The sequence below is a fragment of the Sphingobacterium psychroaquaticum genome (genome assembly GCF_004421025.1).
GTDB lineage: Bacteria > Bacteroidota > Bacteroidia > Sphingobacteriales > Sphingobacteriaceae > Sphingobacterium > Sphingobacterium psychroaquaticum.
Genome location: NZ_CP038029.1, coordinates 354,053 through 371,527, shown reverse-complemented (window position 1 = coordinate 371,527; position 17,475 = coordinate 354,053). Strand labels below are relative to the sequence as shown.

Genomic DNA, 17,475 nt, shown 5'->3' with positions numbered 1-17,475 from the left:
ATTTTATTTTTAAATGGATTTATCAACATTAAACATAAACTCCGACCAAGCTGCGGTACGGATAAAGGATATTGTAAACCGAACACCGTTACAATACAATATACACTTATCTGAAACCTACGGTGCGGAGATCTATCTAAAACGTGAAGACTTACAGGTTGTACGTTCCTACAAGTTGCGTGGAGCGTATAATAAAATCGTTAGTCTGACAGCAGAAGAGCGTGGTCGTGGTGTAACCTGTGCTAGCGCCGGTAACCACGCCCAAGGCGTTGCTTTATCCTGTAAGAAACTAGGAATTAAAGGTGTCATTTTTATGCCAGGGCCGACGCCAAGACAGAAAATTACCCAAACAGAGATGTGGGGTAATGGTTGTATTGAGATTGTCCTGACAGGCGATACGTTTGACGATTGTCAAAAAGCAGCATTAGAATATACTGCAGAACATAATATGACCTTTATCCCTCCTTTTGATGATGAACGTATCATCGAAGGTCAGGGAACTGTAGCTGTAGAAATTTTAGAAGATTTACCCGATTTGGATGCGATTTTCATTCCTATTGGCGGCGGCGGCTTGTCTTCTGGCGTAAGCTACCATTTAAAGAAACATGCACCGCAAGTCAAGCTTTATGGTGTTGAACCCGAGGGAGCTCCTTCCATGTTGGCCGCTTTAAAGAATAATGGCCCTATTGAACTAGAGCATATCAACAAGTTTGTAGATGGTGCGGCAGTTAAAAAAATCGGTGCGCTCAATTATACAATCAGCAGTCAGCTACTGGACTCCGTAAAACCGATTCCGGAAGGCAAGATATGTACCACGATCTTACAACTTTACAACAAGGATGCAATTGTCGTAGAGCCTGCTGGAGCACTTTCAATCGCAGCATTGGAGTTTCATAAGGAAGAAATCAAAGGGAAGAAAGTTGTTTGTGTTGTTTCCGGAGGAAACAACGATATCGATCGGATGAGTGAGATCAAAGAGATGTCTTTACTCTACGAAGGATTCAAACATTACTTTATTGTTCGTTTCCCACAACGTCCAGGCGCTCTTCGTCTTTTAGTAACGGAAGTTCTCGGAGCCAAAGATGATATTACACGTTTTGAATATATCAAAAAAACGGAACGTGAACGTGGACCGGCTTTAATTGGTATCGAACTCAATGATCCAAAAGATTATACATCGCTTATAGAGCGGTTTAAAGCCTATAAGTTTGACTTTATTGAAGTCAATAAAGACCAAACACTATTTGAGTATTTAGTGTAAGCTTAAAAAAGCCGGATCCTTGCGGAATCCGGCTTTTTTTTTATTTTTTCTTGAGGTATTTTTCTAAGAACTGATCCTGCTCCCATAACGTATGTAGGATATTCTCCTTCGAAGCGTAACCGTGCGATTCAAATGGCAACAACACCATTCGCACTGGCGCCCCGAGATTTTTTAATGCCTGAAAATAACGCTCCGTCTGTAGCGTAAAAGTACCCGGGTTATTATCGGCGGCACCATGAATCAATAACATCGGCGTCTTCATCTTATCTGCATTCATAAAAGGAGACATCGTGTTATAAACCTCCGGTACATCCCAATAATTACGCTGTTCACTTTGGAAACCAAACGGCGTCAGCGTCCGGTTATAAGCACCCGATCGCGCAATACCTACCGCGAATAACTTCGAGTGTGTCAACAAATTTGCCGTCATAAAAGCACCATACGAGTGGCCACCAACCCCAACACGTGTGCGATCGATGTACCCCAACTTATCTACCGCATCAATTGCCGCTTCCCCATTTGCAACAAGTTGCTCAATAAAGGTATCATTCGGCTCTGCCGTGCCTGCACCAATTATCGGGAAAGCAGCATTATCCAATACTGCATACCCCTTCATCACCCAATAGATAAAAGAGCCGTACGATGGAAATGTATATTCATTCGGATTTGCGGTGCTCTGTCCAGCTGTGCTCTGATCTTTAAACTCACGCGGATACGCCCAGATCAACAACGGAAGCTTCTCTTTCTTTGTCTTATCGTAACCCGCCGGTAAGTATAACGTACCAGAAAGACTCACACCGTCCTTACGTTTATAATGAATCACCTCCTTACTAACAGCTTCCAATCCTTTAAAAGGATTTTCCACATTTGTTACCGCCGTTTGTTTACCCGATTTAATATTCTTCGTAAAATAGTTCGGGTATTCTGTTGCCGACTGCAAAGAGACCAAGATATCACCTTTCTTAATATCTAAGATAGAGTTGATAACCTCCTTTTTATCCCTCGCCGTCGCTGTATAAACACGTTTTTTAGTTAACGTCCTCATATCCAATTCATCGATAAACGGAAACTGTCCATCTTTTGTAAAGCCCTCTCCTATCCAATACGTCTTTCCATTCTGCACCGACATCACGTTACTTCCAAACGCGTTACGTTCCGTATACACCTTACCAGGATCACTATACACATCCTGGGAGTTACGATCAGCAATCAACTTACTTACTTTCGTCGTCGGATTCAATAAAAATGTCTTCACATTTCGCGTATCATACCAATTCGAGTAAACCAACGTATTATTTTGGTCCCCCCAAGACACACCACCAAAACGATCTGCAATTTTCATCAACGATTCTGGTTCCCCGGTAAAAGGTGCATCCCAAGACAAAAGTTCATCACGTAGATCCACTTTTTTTGTCGCATCCCCCTCATCGAGCGCCTGCACAAAGGCTAAAGAAGCGGGTTTATCGGTACGCCAATGTAAACTTCTCTTTCCTTTACGCACCGAAGAAAAACCTTTCGGCATGATCTCGATCAATGGCACTTCATTCACCACTTTAATCCGACTCCCCTTCAGGTCATACACCACCGACTCTTGCGGAAAACTATTCAATGGAACGACATACGAAAACGGTCGTTTGATTATACTTGTTAATAGATAGTTGCCATCTGGCGAGAAGGAAAGCTGGCTATAGATAGCGGATCCAAGGAATTTACTTTGGTTGCCGTTTAGATCTGTTATAAAGACCTCCGCTTGTGTCAATGTCTCAAAATTAGCCTCATCTTGTGGATTTTTCAACAAATCCTGATAGGTCCGTAATTGCGATACTTGACCATCACTGGTCGATACAATCGGCCCTTTAGGTAAATCCTTACTACTATCAATCAACTTATTGCGATTTGCTGGCAATTTGCTTAAAAGCAACTTTTGTCCATCCTTAAACCAGGTATAAGGAAGCTCCATATTGGCATTGAGGTCGTCTTTCGTAATCTTTGTTGCCGCCGCCGCAGCTAAATCCACGAGCCACAACTCTACTCCGTTAGTTGTCGTATTGGTGAATGCTAATTTCTTGCCGTCCGGTGAGAAGCTAACATTTGCTATCTTAGGATTTATAGGCAATCCTGTTATCTGACGATCCACTTTTTCTCCAAACCGCTTTACTTTTATATTATCCAAGTATACCGTTGTACTTGAAATATTAGTAACCGGGTTTATACGTAGTCCGGCTAACTTCACCTCCGATTGATTTAACTCATCTAAACTCTTATACGTCGGTCTATAGGTCGAAACTACCCACTGTTTATCCTGGCTCATCATAATCGCAGGCGGTCTTTGAAAATCGGCCAACTGTAAAATCTCTTGGGAAGGCTTTTGGAAAGTCACATTCTCTTGCGCCTGTGCAAAACCAAAGAGTGCAAAAAATAAAATACTAAACTTAAATTTCATGTTTATGTCTTTGTTATTTCATAAATGTTAGATTATTGCTAAATTAATGGTTCTATAGCACATCCCTGCACGTATAACCAAATTGTTATAAGCGGTCAATATGCTCGCATCCAGAAGCTAGCAAAAAACAGTCAAAATTAGGTCAGTTTTCAACAACAAATCAACGCTTGAAAAGTTTAAAAATTTTGTGTATATTCTAGGCAAAAGTTGCCATTTCAAAGTTTTCAACACCCATATTGCCCACTGTATAACAGCTAATTACAACAAAAAACAACCTAGGAAGGGCATTTATTTCTGAAAGTGAACACGGGTGTGGAAAAGTATCGTTAGAGTACCGGATTAAAATAATGGATATTTGTTTTGCTTGAGATTCGGACCTTCTCAAGACTCGTGTTTTATCTTTCTATTTCGAGATAGAATTAAACTTAACAACAACATGGCAAGAATCATTAAATTTGAAAAAAACGACTGTGCTCCATGCGCACAAGTATCGGCTTATTTGGATAACAAGGGCATCTCTTACGAGACGATAAATCCTTTTGATCAACCTGACCTGGCGGCTAAGTTTAAAATACGAACGGTGCCTACGGTACTTGTCCTAGATAATGAAGAAGTACAACAGCGCATTATCGGTTTTAAACCAGAAGAGTTAGCAACAATAGCACTGTAATCATGTTCACCCCTAAAATACAAGCAACATGGTTCATCTATATTATGACTCCAGAACAGGTAATGTTCAACGCTTTATAAATAAGGTTGTCCAAATTACAGGTTGGCAGGCACATCAGATCGCAGACGATATCGATGTGCCAGAGGCAGGCCACCTGATAACCTATACCACCAAGATAGGTTCCATGCCCGACAAAACAGTAGCATTTATGAATGCTTACGCTGAGAAAATTTTCTCCGTAACATCAAGTGGAAACAGAAACTGGGGCCGAAACTTTGGTCTCGCCGCAGATAAAGTATCCGAAAATTATGATGTCCCTTTAGCCATGAAATTTGAACTTTCAGGCACTATGGAAGACATCAATCAGTTTATCGACATAATAAAAAACCAATACAATGATAGCAAACGAGGTAGCAAAAAACTGGATATTGCTTAATAATGAAATCATGATTAAGCATGAGGACGAATACAGCTTGGAGAAAGACAAGGAAGCTGTACGTGCCTATTTCTTGGAACACGTAAACAAAAACACTGTTTTCTTTTATAACCTAAAAGAGAAAGTGGATTACTTGATCGAGAACAATTATTACATCAATTACTACGAATGGTTTACATTCGAAGAGATGGAAAAGGTGTACGATTTCGTTCATGCCAAGAAATTCCGTTTTCAATCGTTTATGGCTGCCTTTAAATTCTTTCAGAGTTACGCCTTACGTGATGACTCAGGCGAAAAATTCCTAGAGCGTTACGAAGACCGTGTTGTTTCTGTAGCACTCTTCCTAGCGCGCGAAGAAGGTGTACAAAAAGCTATCGAATACGCGGAAATCATGATTAATCAAGAATATCAGCCTGCTACCCCGACGTTCTTGAATGCTGGAAAAAAACGTTCTGGCGAATTGGTTTCTTGTTTCCTTGATGAAATTGGAGACAATTTGAACGGTATTGGTTATGCTGTCGATTCTGCGATGAAATTATCGTCCATTGGTGGTGGTGTTTCTTTCAATATATCAAAAATTCGTGCTCGCGGTGAGGCCATCAAAGGTGTAGAAGGCCGTGCTGGTGGTGTTCTTCCCATCATGAAAATCATGGAAGATACCTTCTCTTACGCAAACCAACTGGGACAACGTCCTGGTGCAGGTGCTGTTTATTTGAATATATTCCACTCAGACATCGAAGAGTTCTTGGATTGTAAGAAGATCAACGTCGATGAAAAAGTACGTATCAAATCGCTTTCCATTGGTATCATTGTGCCTGATAAATTCATGGAACTTGCCGAAAAAGATGAAGCTTGCTACTTAATTTACCCGCACACGGTAATGCAAGAGTATGGCGTTGCTTTGGATGAGATGGATATGGATGAAATGTATGACGAGTTGATCACCAATCCGAACGTTAAAAAGAAAAAAATTAACGCACGCCACATGTTGGTGAAAATAGCACAGACACAAAAAGAATCTGGCTACCCATATATCTTCTTTAAAGAAAACACCAACCGTGCCCATGCATTAAATGGTATCGGAAAAGTGAAATTCTCTAACCTTTGTACTGAAATTATGCAGGTATCTCAGGTTTCAGATATCAATACTTACGGTAAAGAAGACACCATCCGTTACGGTATCTCTTGTAACTTAGGCTCATTGAACATCGCTACAGTAATGGACAATAAACGGGTCAAAGAAACCGTAAAAACAGCTATGCGTGCGCTTACTGTAGTAACAGATGTAACCGATATAGACATGGTTCCATCTATTGCTAAAGCAAATAAAGAATTACATTCCGTAGGATTGGGTGCAATGAACTTACATGGTTTCTTGGCTAAGAGCTTTATCATGTATGAATCAACCGAAGCGCTTGACTTTGCTAATACCTTCTTCATGATGATGAACTACTACTCGTTAGAAGCATCGATGGAGATTGCAAAAGAAAGAGGTCGTACCTTCACGGGTTTTGAAAAATCTTCTTACGCAGACGGAACATACTTTGACACGTATACAACGCGCGAATACACGCCAACAACAGATAAAGTAAAAGAATTATTTGAAGGTGTTTATATTCCGACAAGTAAGGATTGGGAACAGCTAAAAGCACAAGTGGCAGAACATGGTATCTACCACGCATACCGCTTGGCAATTGCTCCAAACCAATCGACCTCCTATATCATGAATGCAACGGCATCGGTTATGCCAATTGTAGATATCATTGAAGTAAGAGAATATGGCGATAGTACGACGTACTACCCAATGCCTTATCTGACAAATGATAATTATTTCTACTTCAAGTCCGCTTATGATATGGATCAATTTAAAGTATTGAAATTGATTTCGGTTATCCAGCGTCATATCGATCAAGGTGTTTCGACAATTTTGCATACGAATTCAAAAGATTCAACACGTGATTTAGCGAAGTATTATATCTACGCGCATAAGCTAGGATTGAAATCGTTGTACTATACACGTACACGTAAGTCGACCATTGATGAGTGTATCTCCTGCTCGGCATAACGCTGAACCAGGGACGATAACTTTTGGTTTTACTATTATTAATAAAGAAAATGAGCAAACAATTTAAAGCTGTAAACTGGAACACCCCGGACAACGATTATGTCTTGATGTTCTGGGAGCAGAATATAAGACAATTCTGGATTGACACAGAATATATTCCTTCTAAGGATATCGATAGCTGGAAAGGCTTGAGCTGGGATATGAAGGAGTGTTACAAGAAAGCTTTGGGCGGATTGACACTGTTGGATACCCTACAAAGCCACACGGGTATGCCGAAAATTATCGACCATATCGACTCTTTACAGAATAAAGCAGTTCTTTCGTACATGTGTATGATGGAGGCTATCCATGCTAAATCATATTCAACGATCTTTACGACGGTATCTACTACGAATGAGATCAATGATGTGTTTGGATGGGTGAAGGAAAACAAATTCTTGCAATACAAAGCTTCTACGATAGATAAATATTACCGTGCGATTGATAAAGAGCAAGTAAACGATGAGGAATTGTTTATGGCACTTGCAGCATCGGTTTTATTAGAGTCTTTCTTGTTTTACTCTGGATTTTTCTTGCCTTTATGGTTATGTGGACAAGGACAGATGGTAGCCTCTGCGGATATTATCAAGAAGATTATTGCCGATGAGTCTATCCATGGTGTATTCGTAGGATTGATCGCACAAGAGGTATATAGCCGCCTATCCAACAAAGAAGAAGTAAAGGCTCGTTTCATGAACTTGTTAAACGACTTGTACGAAAATGAAATTAAATATACCGAAGAATTATATACTGTTGTAGGCTTAACAGCTGAAGTGAAAGAATACGTACGCTACAACGGTAACAAAGCTTTAATGAATTTAGGCTTTGATCCAATCTTCGAAGTAAAGCAAGTAAACCCAATTGTATTGAACGGTCTAAACACCGAAACAACACAACATGATTTCTTCTCGAAGAAATCAACAAACTATGAAAAATCCATGGAAATTGTCCACCTAATGGATGACGACTTTAAAATGGATGCTTTGGTAGAGATTTAATTATAGTTGTAATATAATGTGATTAAAAAGGCTGTCCCGTAAGGAACAGCCTTTTGTGTTTTAGTTTGTCTTTTAGCTACATAGTACTATGATACCCCTCCAGACATATATAGATCAAAGAATCTCACACCACATAGATACACTATATTTCTAACCTCTTCGTTTTGGAAAACGATATCAAATAAGAACAACGTCAACACGTCTTAAACACAAAAAACTCCCTAGCTTTTTATAGCCAGGGAGTTCTGATTTTTATTTGTATGTCAATACATTATAATTTATCCCACCACACACGAGAAGTCATGCGATCGCCATCGGTTAAACGACCTACAGCTTCTTGGTAATTTTTTTGATTAACCGTAGACTCTTCCGTAGGATATGTGAATCTTCTCGGAATAGTTCCATTGGTTGCATTTCCAATATAGTTCACGGTCTTCAACACGGGATAACCGGAACGACGCCAATTCGCGAACGACTCGTACTCATCAGTAAACGTATTAATATAATACTGTGTATTGATTTGCTCTAAAGCAGTAGATTGACTAAAAGGATTCGCTGTTAAGTAATTCTGAATCGCAGCATCACTAATACCTTGTATACCGAATTGTGTAAACTGTTTCATAGCAGCGGTCACACCGGCATCGTAGTAAGATTTTGCCGTTCCAGAAATCCAACCACGGTAAGCGGCTTCCGCAAGCAGTAATTGGTTTTCTGCATGTGTTACCAAGAAGGTCGGCGCATCGATTCGCCCATAAGTATATCGGTTTACAACAGAATACATATTTAAGGAATCTCCTGTCAACCCTTGCTTATCAGGAAACAACGAATACTTTTTAATATCTGTCGCTCCACCTAATAAGTCATAACCATTTGGCATTCCCAATTGCTTTGCCGCAGTAGTATCTCCTCTCGACCAATTTCCCGCATCAACCTTAATCGTTGGATCTTTAACCACCGTCGCTAAGAAAGACAAGCGAGGATCTTTAGAATTCCGTAGAAGATTGATAAATGATTCGCTCATACGGTACGCATTTGGATCTTCATGAACATAAACCTTTCCAAAGGGTTCCGCACTATTATTAGCCGTCACACCAGCGGCATGTTTCACAATAGCACTCTCGTCGTTACTTAAGAACAGACCTCCTGCTACAGCTGTATTAACCCAGCTCTTTGCAGCTTCGGCATCAATCTTGGATAACCGCATCCCTAAACGCAGCATCAAAGAGTAAGCGAATTTGCGCCATTTGGTGACATCTCCATTATATATAATATCAGCAGGACCTATAGTAGAAGATTTCCCTTGCAAGTTAGTTGCGGCTTCCTGTAATTCTTTGAGCATGTCAAAATAAATCGACTCTTGTGTATCATATTTCGGGTAACCATTAGACTGATAATACCCCTGTCCGGCTTGCGAATAGGGTACATCTCCATATAGATCCGTCATACGATGGAACAATAACACTTTCATGATACGAGCCATCTGATATTCCGCGTAGAACGCTTCGTTATCTTTCCAGTTTTCCATTAAGTCAATTACGTCACGGATCCCATTCGGATACATCCGATCCCAAAAAGCAGAATTATAGCCCGCACTATAGGTATATTTATCCCCATTCCAGTAACTCTGTACAGATGCCGTGTGTTGAATCATCGTACTGATGTAGATCAAACCATTTCGCCAGGCTTCATATTCGGTACCATATCCGTATTGTTGTACATTCGTAAAGACTAACTTGTAATCCATACCATCTTTACCAATGGTTTCTGGATTTACATTCAAATCTCCAAAATCACTACATGAAGATAGACCGAATCCACATGCAGCTAGTATATATAAAAGTTTCCTTTTCATTTTTCTATTTTATTATAATCTTGATCTTCGGTATTAGAATTTCAGATTTAAGTTAAAGCCTACATTACGAGTAAACGGATAGCCATTCAATTCTAAACCTTGTCCATTTCCGTTATTATATGCCGATTCAGGATCAATATTCGGCGTGCTTTTATGAATGGTCCATAGGTTCCGACCAACTAATGAGAAAGAGGCACCTCTGAATGGTGTTTTTGTCAGCATTAAACTTGGTAAACTATAACCAAATGAAACCTCACGCAACTTCACAAAGCCAGCGTCGTAAACAAACTCCTCTGTAAAATTCTCATTAACAACATGCTTCCAGTAAGTCTGTGCATCTACCGACTTTGTATTGACTTCTCCCGTTTCTGTCACACCTTGGCCCACAATACCGCCTTCACGTCCTTCAAGTGTCGCCTTCTGCAAGCCTGTGCCATATAGGTTCAAGTTCGTTCCTGAGAACATTTTAGCACCTAACTTCACATCTAACAACATCCCTAAGGTAAATCCCTTATAACTAAAATCATTACGGAAACCACCGGTAAAACGGTAAACACCATTGCCTAACACAGCAACATCCGAGGACCGAACCGGCAAACCATCTTTATTGAAGATACGGTTCCCATTAGCATCGGTTTTATATTTAAAGCCTACAATTTGCCCATAGGACATACCCACAATGTTTTGTATGGAAGCATTTCCCGAACGCGATACAGCTCCTTCAATACTCAAACGATCCTGCTCCCCCAAATACTGTACTTCACTATCATTAAATGCGAAATTCACAGATCCTTTCCACTTGAAATCCGCACTCCGAATGATATCACCATATATCAAAGCTTCCACGCCTTGGTTACGGATTTTTCCTATGTTTTTGATCGCAGCAGAAAATCCAGATCCCGTACTCGTCGTAACTTTCGCGATATCGTCGGTCGTGGTCTTCTGATACAAAGCCACATCAAAACCCAACCGGTTATTGAAGAACTCCATATTTAAACCGGCCTCCCATTCTGCAATACGAACTGGTTTCAGATTCGGATTAGGAACCGTCTCGTTTTCAATCGTTCCTAAAGGCTGGCCATTTAAATCGAAAGATTGTGTCTTATACATTAACGCTGTTTCATATGGTGAAGTTCCGTTTGATGCGGAAGCGCGTGACAAACGTAGCTTACCCATATTCATCCAAGTAGGCAAAGTCAAATGATCGGTGAATACATAGCTTAAGCTTGCTGAAGGATAGAAATAACTGTTATTATTCGGATCCAACGTAGAGAACCAGTCATTCCGCCCGGTCAGGTTTAAGAATAAATAATCGCGAAACCCAAAATCTGCTGTTCCATAGACCGAGTTAACTTTATACTCTTCGTAAAGTTTTTTGAATGTCCGTGTGCTGGCTGTTACGTTACCGGTATTATACACACCTCCGACAATAAATGGTCGAATACCACCGTCGGTTCCCCATTGTTCCCATTTAGTCGTTTGGCTATTTCCACCAATGGTTGCTCCAATAGAAAAATCACCTACTTTCTTCTTGGCACCAATTAGGTAGTTAAAATTAGTTTCTTCAAACTCCTTGCTATACTCATTGATATAACCATTGGGATCCGCTGAGGCACCCTTTGGTTGAATTTGTTTAAACGCTAGTGTATAACCATCACGTGTTATGGCACCTTGCGCGTACAACCAGTCGGTGATATCGTAACGCAGATTCAATCCTCCTGTTAAACGTTTCCGTGTCGAATTGTTGGATTTGTTGTACTGTAAAAAGTAAGGGTTGTTGAAATATACATTATTTCCAGGCTGCAATTCTCGGCCTTGTCCATCGACTGCCGCCTCTAACCAACGCACATCGTAACTATTCGCGAGGTACAACAAACTCGCATTGGTATTACCATTCCCATCCGATAGATTCGCCCTATTTTTTACAAATTCAAACATATAATTGGCATTCAATCCTAACTGCACACGGGGTGTAATCTTATACGTCGTATTCAAATTAATTCCCCGTTGGTTCGAATTTGCATTAGGAAGGATAGAACCATCGTATATATTATTCAGACCTAGGCGAAAACTCGATTTCTCATCGCTACCACTAACAGCCACAGAGGTCTGATTGGTTAACCCTGTACGATAAAAATTCTTCCAGTTATCGACACCAGAATAAGCATATGTATTCCCCAAGGCATTCATGGCATTACTACCATCCAAGCGTGCCCCCCAACTTTGGTCATATGTCTGAAATGCAGAACTTTGTGTAGATGGTTTCAAACCTTGATTCCCTTGTCCATAAACCGATTGGAAATCACGATAGTCATAAATAGTATTTACCGTAAAGTTATTATTGACATCGATGCCTAAGCCTGGCTGTGCTTTACCTGATTTCGTCGTAATCATAATAACACCATTTCCTCCTCGGTATCCATATAAAGCTGATGCAGCCGCACCTTTCAGCACTTGGATACTAGCAATGTCATCTGCATTTATACTATTCAGACCATCCCCCATATCCAAACCACCCCACTGTCCAGCAGAACCTGAAGACTGGTTGTCCAATGGGATACCATCTACGATGTAGAGAGGTTGGTTATTACCGGTTAGCGAAGCATTACCGCGGATCACAACGCGGCTACTCCCGCCCATACCCGTGGCATTGCCAGCAACACTTACCCCTGCGACCTTTCCCGATAAAGCATTCCCTAGATTGGGATCCCGAGCCTCCGTAAATTGCTCACCTCCTACCGTCGTCGTGGAGTAACCTAACGATTTCTTTTCACGTTTAATCCCTAAAGCCGTCACCACGACCTCTTCAATATTCTTGTCTACCGATGAAAGCTCGATTACAATGGACGATTTTCCCGAGAGCATGACTTCCTGCTCTTGATAACCGATAAAACTAGCAACTAAAATATCGCTAGCTCCTGCATTTAAACTGAACTTCCCTTCACGGTCCGTTTGCGTCCCGGCGCCCGTTCCTTTTACTTTTATGGTAACACCTCCTATCGGAGCGCCAGTACTGATGTCGCGCACAGTACCAGTCACTGTTTGCTGACTCTGTATGTAGCTGGCATCCAATCGCCCGATATCAACTCGAGCATACGCAACGTTGTAACCGGTTGCAAGAAATGATAAAGGAAGCATCAATAATCCTCCCCGAATCTGTTTCAATTTGTCAAAGTTTAACATAGTTTGTCTGTATAGTTTGATTTATATTTAGTTTAATAGCTAAAACGTTTTACCTATTTGAAACACATGAACTATCATAATATTCATATCTAGAAAATAGTGGTTATAGGCTTACAATTAGTAACAATAATTATACGAATTAAAGCATTTTAATCGTTTTAGCAAATTTTTTAACAAAAAAACCTCTCTATTTTTTTAGAGAGGTTTTTCTTAATGTTGCGAAAAAGTTACAATTCGCCCTTTTTCAGCTGCTCAACCGCATAATCTACCGAACGTGCAGAAAAAGCCATGTAAGTAAGGGAGGGATTCTGTGTAGATGTCGAAGTCATTGCAGCTCCATCCGTGACAAAAACATTGGGCACAGCATGCAATTGGTTCCATTTATTAAGCATAGATGTTTTTGGATCCAAGCCCATACGCACACCTCCCATTTCATGAATATCTAAACCAGGAGGTTGTGTATTCTCATCTCGTTTGATATTTGTAAAACCAGCCGAAACAAACATCTCTTCCATGGTATCGAGGTAATCCTTCTTCATCTTCACATCATTATCGTCATAGTCGATCGCAATTTTAAGTAATGGAATTCCCCAATCATCTTTTTGTTTCACATCAAGTGCCACATAACTACTTTCCTTAGGAATAGTCTCGCCCATCATGTGCGAGCCAACTCCCCAATTTCCAAGCTTCGGGTTCAATAACGAATCCTTCAGATCCATGCCCAGGCCCGATTGATCAGAAGAAGAAGAACGCCAAGCCCCGAAACCGGCGGCATAACCCCGTAAATAATCTGTTTCTTGTTTATATAGATTTCGAAAACGAGGAATATATCCGCCACCAGCAGGATTTCGACCTTCTGTCTTATAATCCAGTAGCCCCTCATACTCGCCGTAAATACGCGCACTATAATTATGAAAAGCCACGTATTTACCCAAAGTTCCACTATCATTTCCCAATCCTTGTGGAAAACGACCGGAAATGGAGTTTAAAAGAATTAGATTCGTATTTAATGCCGCTGCATTGACAAAAATAATTTTAGCAAAGAAATCAATTTCCTCCTTTGTATTGCGATCAATTACCTTAACCCCTACAGCCTTCCCTTTCGTTTCATCGTATATAATCGAGTGCACCACTGAATCGGGACGCATCGTTAAATTTCCAGTTTTAGCAGCCCAAGGTAATGTCGATGCATTGGAACTAAAGTACCCTCCAAACGGACAGCCCCGTTGGCAGAGCGTGCGATTCTGACATTGCGTTCGCCCCTGTTGAATATGTATAGGTTGTGGTTTTGAAATATGAGCACATCGTGCTGAAATAACTTTTCTCCCGGAGAACTTACCTTCAACCTGTTGCTTAAAATACTTCTCCACTACATTTAGTGGATAACCAGGCAAGAACTCTCCATCAGGTAATTCCGGTAGACCATCCCGATCGCCAGCAATCCCGGCGAAGCGTTCCACATGATCGTACCACGGTTTAAGATCCGCATAGCGAATAGGCCAATCTACAGCAAAGCCATCCCGTTCCGGCCCTTTAAAATCCAAATCGGACCACCGTTGCGTTTGCCGTGCCCATAATAGTGATTTTCCTCCGACCTGATAACCACGAATCCAATCGAATGGCTTTTCCTGTATATAAGGGTGTTCCTTATCTTTCACAAAGAAATGGGCTGCATCTTCATGAAAAGCATAGCATTTACTAACAATCGGATTTTCTTCCTTAATCTTTAGTGGTAACTCATTCCGGTGTTCGAATTCCCAAGGATTCATATTGGTGGTAGGGTAATCTTTCACATGCTGAACATCTCGTCCTCGTTCCAACACCAAGGTCTTCAATCCTTTTTCACAAAGTTCCTTCGCCGACCAGCCGCCGCTAATTCCTGAACCGACCACGATAGCATCATAAGTTCTATCTTTTACTGAATCAATATTTATGTTTGCCATGTGCCTTATACATTTACTTTTACGGCACCATCATAGCGGCCCGGTACTAATTCATAAATCAATTTGTTCTTCATCACATATTCAGAATTCAAATAACCCTGGACCGTACGACGTTTTAGAATCTTAAAAAATACATCTTCTTTTGGAAGACCATTCAAATAATCTAAAATTGCTTTTTGATCAGCCTTCTTTAACGAATCTGCCGCTTGCTTCAAACCTTCAATAAAGGCTTTTTGTTCTTCTTTGGTCTGACAATCGTCGACCATCTTCATCACAAAAAGATGTAAGTTAAGCGCCTTACCACCGGGCGAATCCGAGGCAGGAATTATAGCCTCAACAAAGTCTCCAAGAAGTTTTTCATCAGTTGCAGAAAGCTTGATATTGGTCAGGACGATAGATGTAGATTGACCATCGCCAGCACATGACGTTGCAATCATTATCCCTCCAGCAACCACAAACAACTGCTTTATGGCCGTTCTTCTATTCATGATTCATGTTTATTTTTTGATGGTCGAAAATACAAATAATATTGAATTAAACACTAGCTAAAACCATTAAAGCAATATATTACGAACTCCAATTAAGTCTTCGACCAAGTGCGTTGCGTCGACTAGCTTAGCCCGTTCGCTCTCTTGTTTCGAAACAGCAATACACGATATTCCGGCCGCTTTTGCGGCGGAAAACCCAGTAATCGTATCTTCCACCGCAACAATATTCGCTTTCGGAAGACTTAACAAATCACAGGCTAAAAGGTAAGGTTCTGCCGCAGGTTTCGCTTCTGTAACTTTTTCGCGCGTCACAAAAAACTCAAAAAAAGGTAACAGATTATGATGTCCCAATACAGTATCTACTGTTGTCCTATAGCTCGATGTTACGAGACCTATACGCATAGGCGATTCATGTAAAGCCTCGAGAATTTCACGGGCATGTGGCATCAATTGGATTGTCCGCATGTCAGACTTCGCATAGTTTGCTCTTGTTTCCTTCCACATAAACTCCACAGTTGTTTCGATACCCCATTTCTTTTTCAATAAATCCACATTAGCGACCAAAGTATGTCCCGCGAAAAACTGAATCCAATCCGTAAAAGTGATTTCAAAATCAAATTCCGAAGACAGGATAGGCTGCCAATTGGAAAAATAAAAAAATTCAGAGTCAATCAACGTGCCGTCTAGGTCAAAAAGCACTGCTTCTATGTTGTTCATGTCTTAAACATAAAAAAAATCGAGCGGTTCCACGAATAATCTTTTGGTCTCACATTCGGTATACCCCACAGCAATGCAACTAACCTATAGGTTGCTCTTTATTTGTGATTAATCAAAGGTTCCAAAGAACTGACAAATGAGACACCTTGATTATTAAGAAAAGAGAGGCGTCCATTGTGTGGGGTACATGTTGACGGCACAGGTGATCCCATTTGGAACCGATTTTCACAATATAGTAGGTCTCTACAAGCTACATTTAGAGCGCATAAAAATAGCCTGACGACGAAAAAATGGTCATAGATTCTTTATCAACTTGGTCGCTAAGCATAAAAAACAAATAATTGGTCAACATTATGTATATTGATTTTGAACAACTAAAACCCATTCAAAAAGCAATTATCCAAACCATCATACAGACAAATGATAGTCTTTCAGGAGATCAAATTTTCTTGCTCTTAAACCAAGTAGAAAAAAAATACTGCTATGCTAGTATATTCAATAACTTAAGGATTCTTAAAGAGAATGAAATCATTAGGTGCGAAAGTCCTTCACAAAAAAAAGTACCCAATCGATATAAGCTAACAGAAAAAATAAAAGGAAGTATCGGATCGGGAAAACAAGTATAAATGGATAAAGATGTATTTTATTTATAATCATTCTAAATAAAATGTATCTTTACCATCGTTTTGGATATCAACGCAGACCATACAACACACCACATCACCAGAGAGTCTTTCGAAGAGCTCTTCCAAACCTATTGGAAGCGTATGTATTCTTTTGCATTAAAAACTGCGGATAACGAAGACGATGCAAAGGAAATTGTACAGGAAATCTTCAAATCACTGTGGGAACGCAAAGATAAGTTATCCCTGCATGATGCGGAGCGCTACCTACTCCGTTCCGTAAAATTAAAGAGCTTGGAATATATCCGTAATAAGGCCACACGGAACCGGCATCACGAAGTCATTCTGACAGAAAGCAATGTAATCTACGAAGATAGTCAACTACATTTCAAAGAGCTTAAAGATCGTATAAACCATGTTGTGAATATGCTTCCTAAACAATGTAAAAATGTATTTAAAATGAGCCGAGAGCAAGGGCTCACCAACAGAGAGATTGCACAATTATTGTTCATTTCAGAGCGTGCCGTCGAATATCATATAAGCAAAGCTCTCGTAATCTTGCGGGCACATTTTCAACCCCTGAAATAATGCTAATAATTAAAAGATTACTTTCCTTTTCAAGCCCATAACACCCCGTTTCCGTATAGTCATCGAACTTCTCAAACAACGTCAGCGTAATGAATGAAGGCCCTGGAAAGGAATCTGTAGTCCCTCTCCGACACTTTTAAAGCCCCTATTATCCGAAGACTACCTTTGG

General features: G+C 40.4%; 12 protein-coding genes. 6 read left to right on the top strand and 6 right to left on the bottom strand.

The window, feature by feature from the left end:
* Positions 1 to 13: 13 nt before the first annotated feature.
* A complete protein-coding gene (gene ilvA / locus E2P86_RS01570; RefSeq protein ID WP_134430301.1) occupies positions 14 to 1,261 on the top strand; it encodes a threonine ammonia-lyase IlvA in 1,248 nt (415 codons plus the stop codon).
* Positions 1,262 to 1,301: 40 nt separating this feature from the next.
* On the opposite strand, the gene E2P86_RS01565 is transcribed toward ilvA, so the two are convergent.
* Positions 1,302 to 3,704, bottom strand: coding sequence for an alpha/beta hydrolase family protein (locus E2P86_RS01565; protein ID WP_134430298.1), 2,403 nt, complete (start codon positions 3,702 to 3,704; stop codon positions 1,302 to 1,304).
* Positions 3,705 to 4,140: 436 nt separating this feature from the next.
* Here E2P86_RS01565 and E2P86_RS01560 point away from each other — a divergent pair, with 436 nt between their 5' ends.
* From E2P86_RS01560 to nrdF, 4 genes are read left to right on the top strand one after another with little or no spacing between them, the layout of a single operon-like run.
* Positions 4,141 to 4,374, top strand: a complete 234-nt coding sequence (locus tag E2P86_RS01560; protein ID WP_085472466.1) for a glutaredoxin family protein — start codon at positions 4,141 to 4,143, stop codon at positions 4,372 to 4,374.
* A gap of 28 nt (positions 4,375 to 4,402) precedes the next feature.
* A complete protein-coding gene (nrdI, locus tag E2P86_RS01555; RefSeq protein ID WP_134430296.1) occupies positions 4,403 to 4,810 on the top strand; it encodes a class Ib ribonucleoside-diphosphate reductase assembly flavoprotein NrdI in 408 nt (135 codons plus the stop codon).
* Positions 4,770 to 6,875, top strand: a complete 2,106-nt coding sequence (gene nrdE, locus E2P86_RS01550; protein WP_085472468.1) for a class 1b ribonucleoside-diphosphate reductase subunit alpha — start codon at positions 4,770 to 4,772, stop codon at positions 6,873 to 6,875. The genes nrdI and nrdE overlap by 41 nt, the downstream gene beginning before the upstream one ends.
* 50 nt (positions 6,876 to 6,925) lie before the next feature.
* The gene (gene nrdF / locus E2P86_RS01545) at positions 6,926 to 7,912 is read left to right on the top strand and encodes a class 1b ribonucleoside-diphosphate reductase subunit beta (RefSeq protein WP_085472469.1); all 987 of its coding nucleotides are present in this window, start codon (positions 6,926 to 6,928) and stop codon (positions 7,910 to 7,912) included.
* 271 nt (positions 7,913 to 8,183) lie between these two features.
* Here nrdF and E2P86_RS01540 read toward each other — a convergent pair whose 3' ends face one another.
* From E2P86_RS01540 to E2P86_RS01520, 5 genes are all read right to left on the bottom strand, one after another.
* A complete protein-coding gene (locus E2P86_RS01540; RefSeq protein WP_134430293.1) occupies positions 8,184 to 9,764 on the bottom strand; it encodes a SusD/RagB family nutrient-binding outer membrane lipoprotein in 1,581 nt (526 codons plus the stop codon).
* Positions 9,765 to 9,797: 33 nt separating this feature from the next.
* Complete coding sequence (locus tag E2P86_RS01535; protein WP_240775552.1) at positions 9,798 to 12,929, bottom strand: SusC/RagA family TonB-linked outer membrane protein; 3,132 nt, start codon at positions 12,927 to 12,929, stop codon at positions 9,798 to 9,800.
* A 245-nt stretch (positions 12,930 to 13,174) separates the two neighbouring features.
* Positions 13,175 to 14,890, bottom strand: a complete 1,716-nt coding sequence (locus tag E2P86_RS01530) for a GMC oxidoreductase (RefSeq protein ID WP_134430290.1) — start codon at positions 14,888 to 14,890, stop codon at positions 13,175 to 13,177.
* A gap of 5 nt (positions 14,891 to 14,895) precedes the next feature.
* Positions 14,896 to 15,378, bottom strand: coding sequence for a gluconate 2-dehydrogenase subunit 3 family protein (locus tag E2P86_RS01525; RefSeq protein ID WP_134430286.1), 483 nt, complete (start codon positions 15,376 to 15,378; stop codon positions 14,896 to 14,898).
* A 66-nt stretch (positions 15,379 to 15,444) separates the two neighbouring features.
* Complete coding sequence (locus E2P86_RS01520) at positions 15,445 to 16,095, bottom strand: HAD family hydrolase (RefSeq protein WP_134430283.1); 651 nt, start codon at positions 16,093 to 16,095, stop codon at positions 15,445 to 15,447.
* Between the two features lie 686 nt (positions 16,096 to 16,781).
* Here E2P86_RS01520 and E2P86_RS01510 point away from each other — a divergent pair.
* Entirely contained in the window at positions 16,782 to 17,306 is a 525-nt protein-coding gene (locus tag E2P86_RS01510) for an RNA polymerase sigma-70 factor (RefSeq protein WP_240775551.1), read from the top strand.
* Positions 17,307 to 17,475 lie beyond the last annotated feature (169 nt).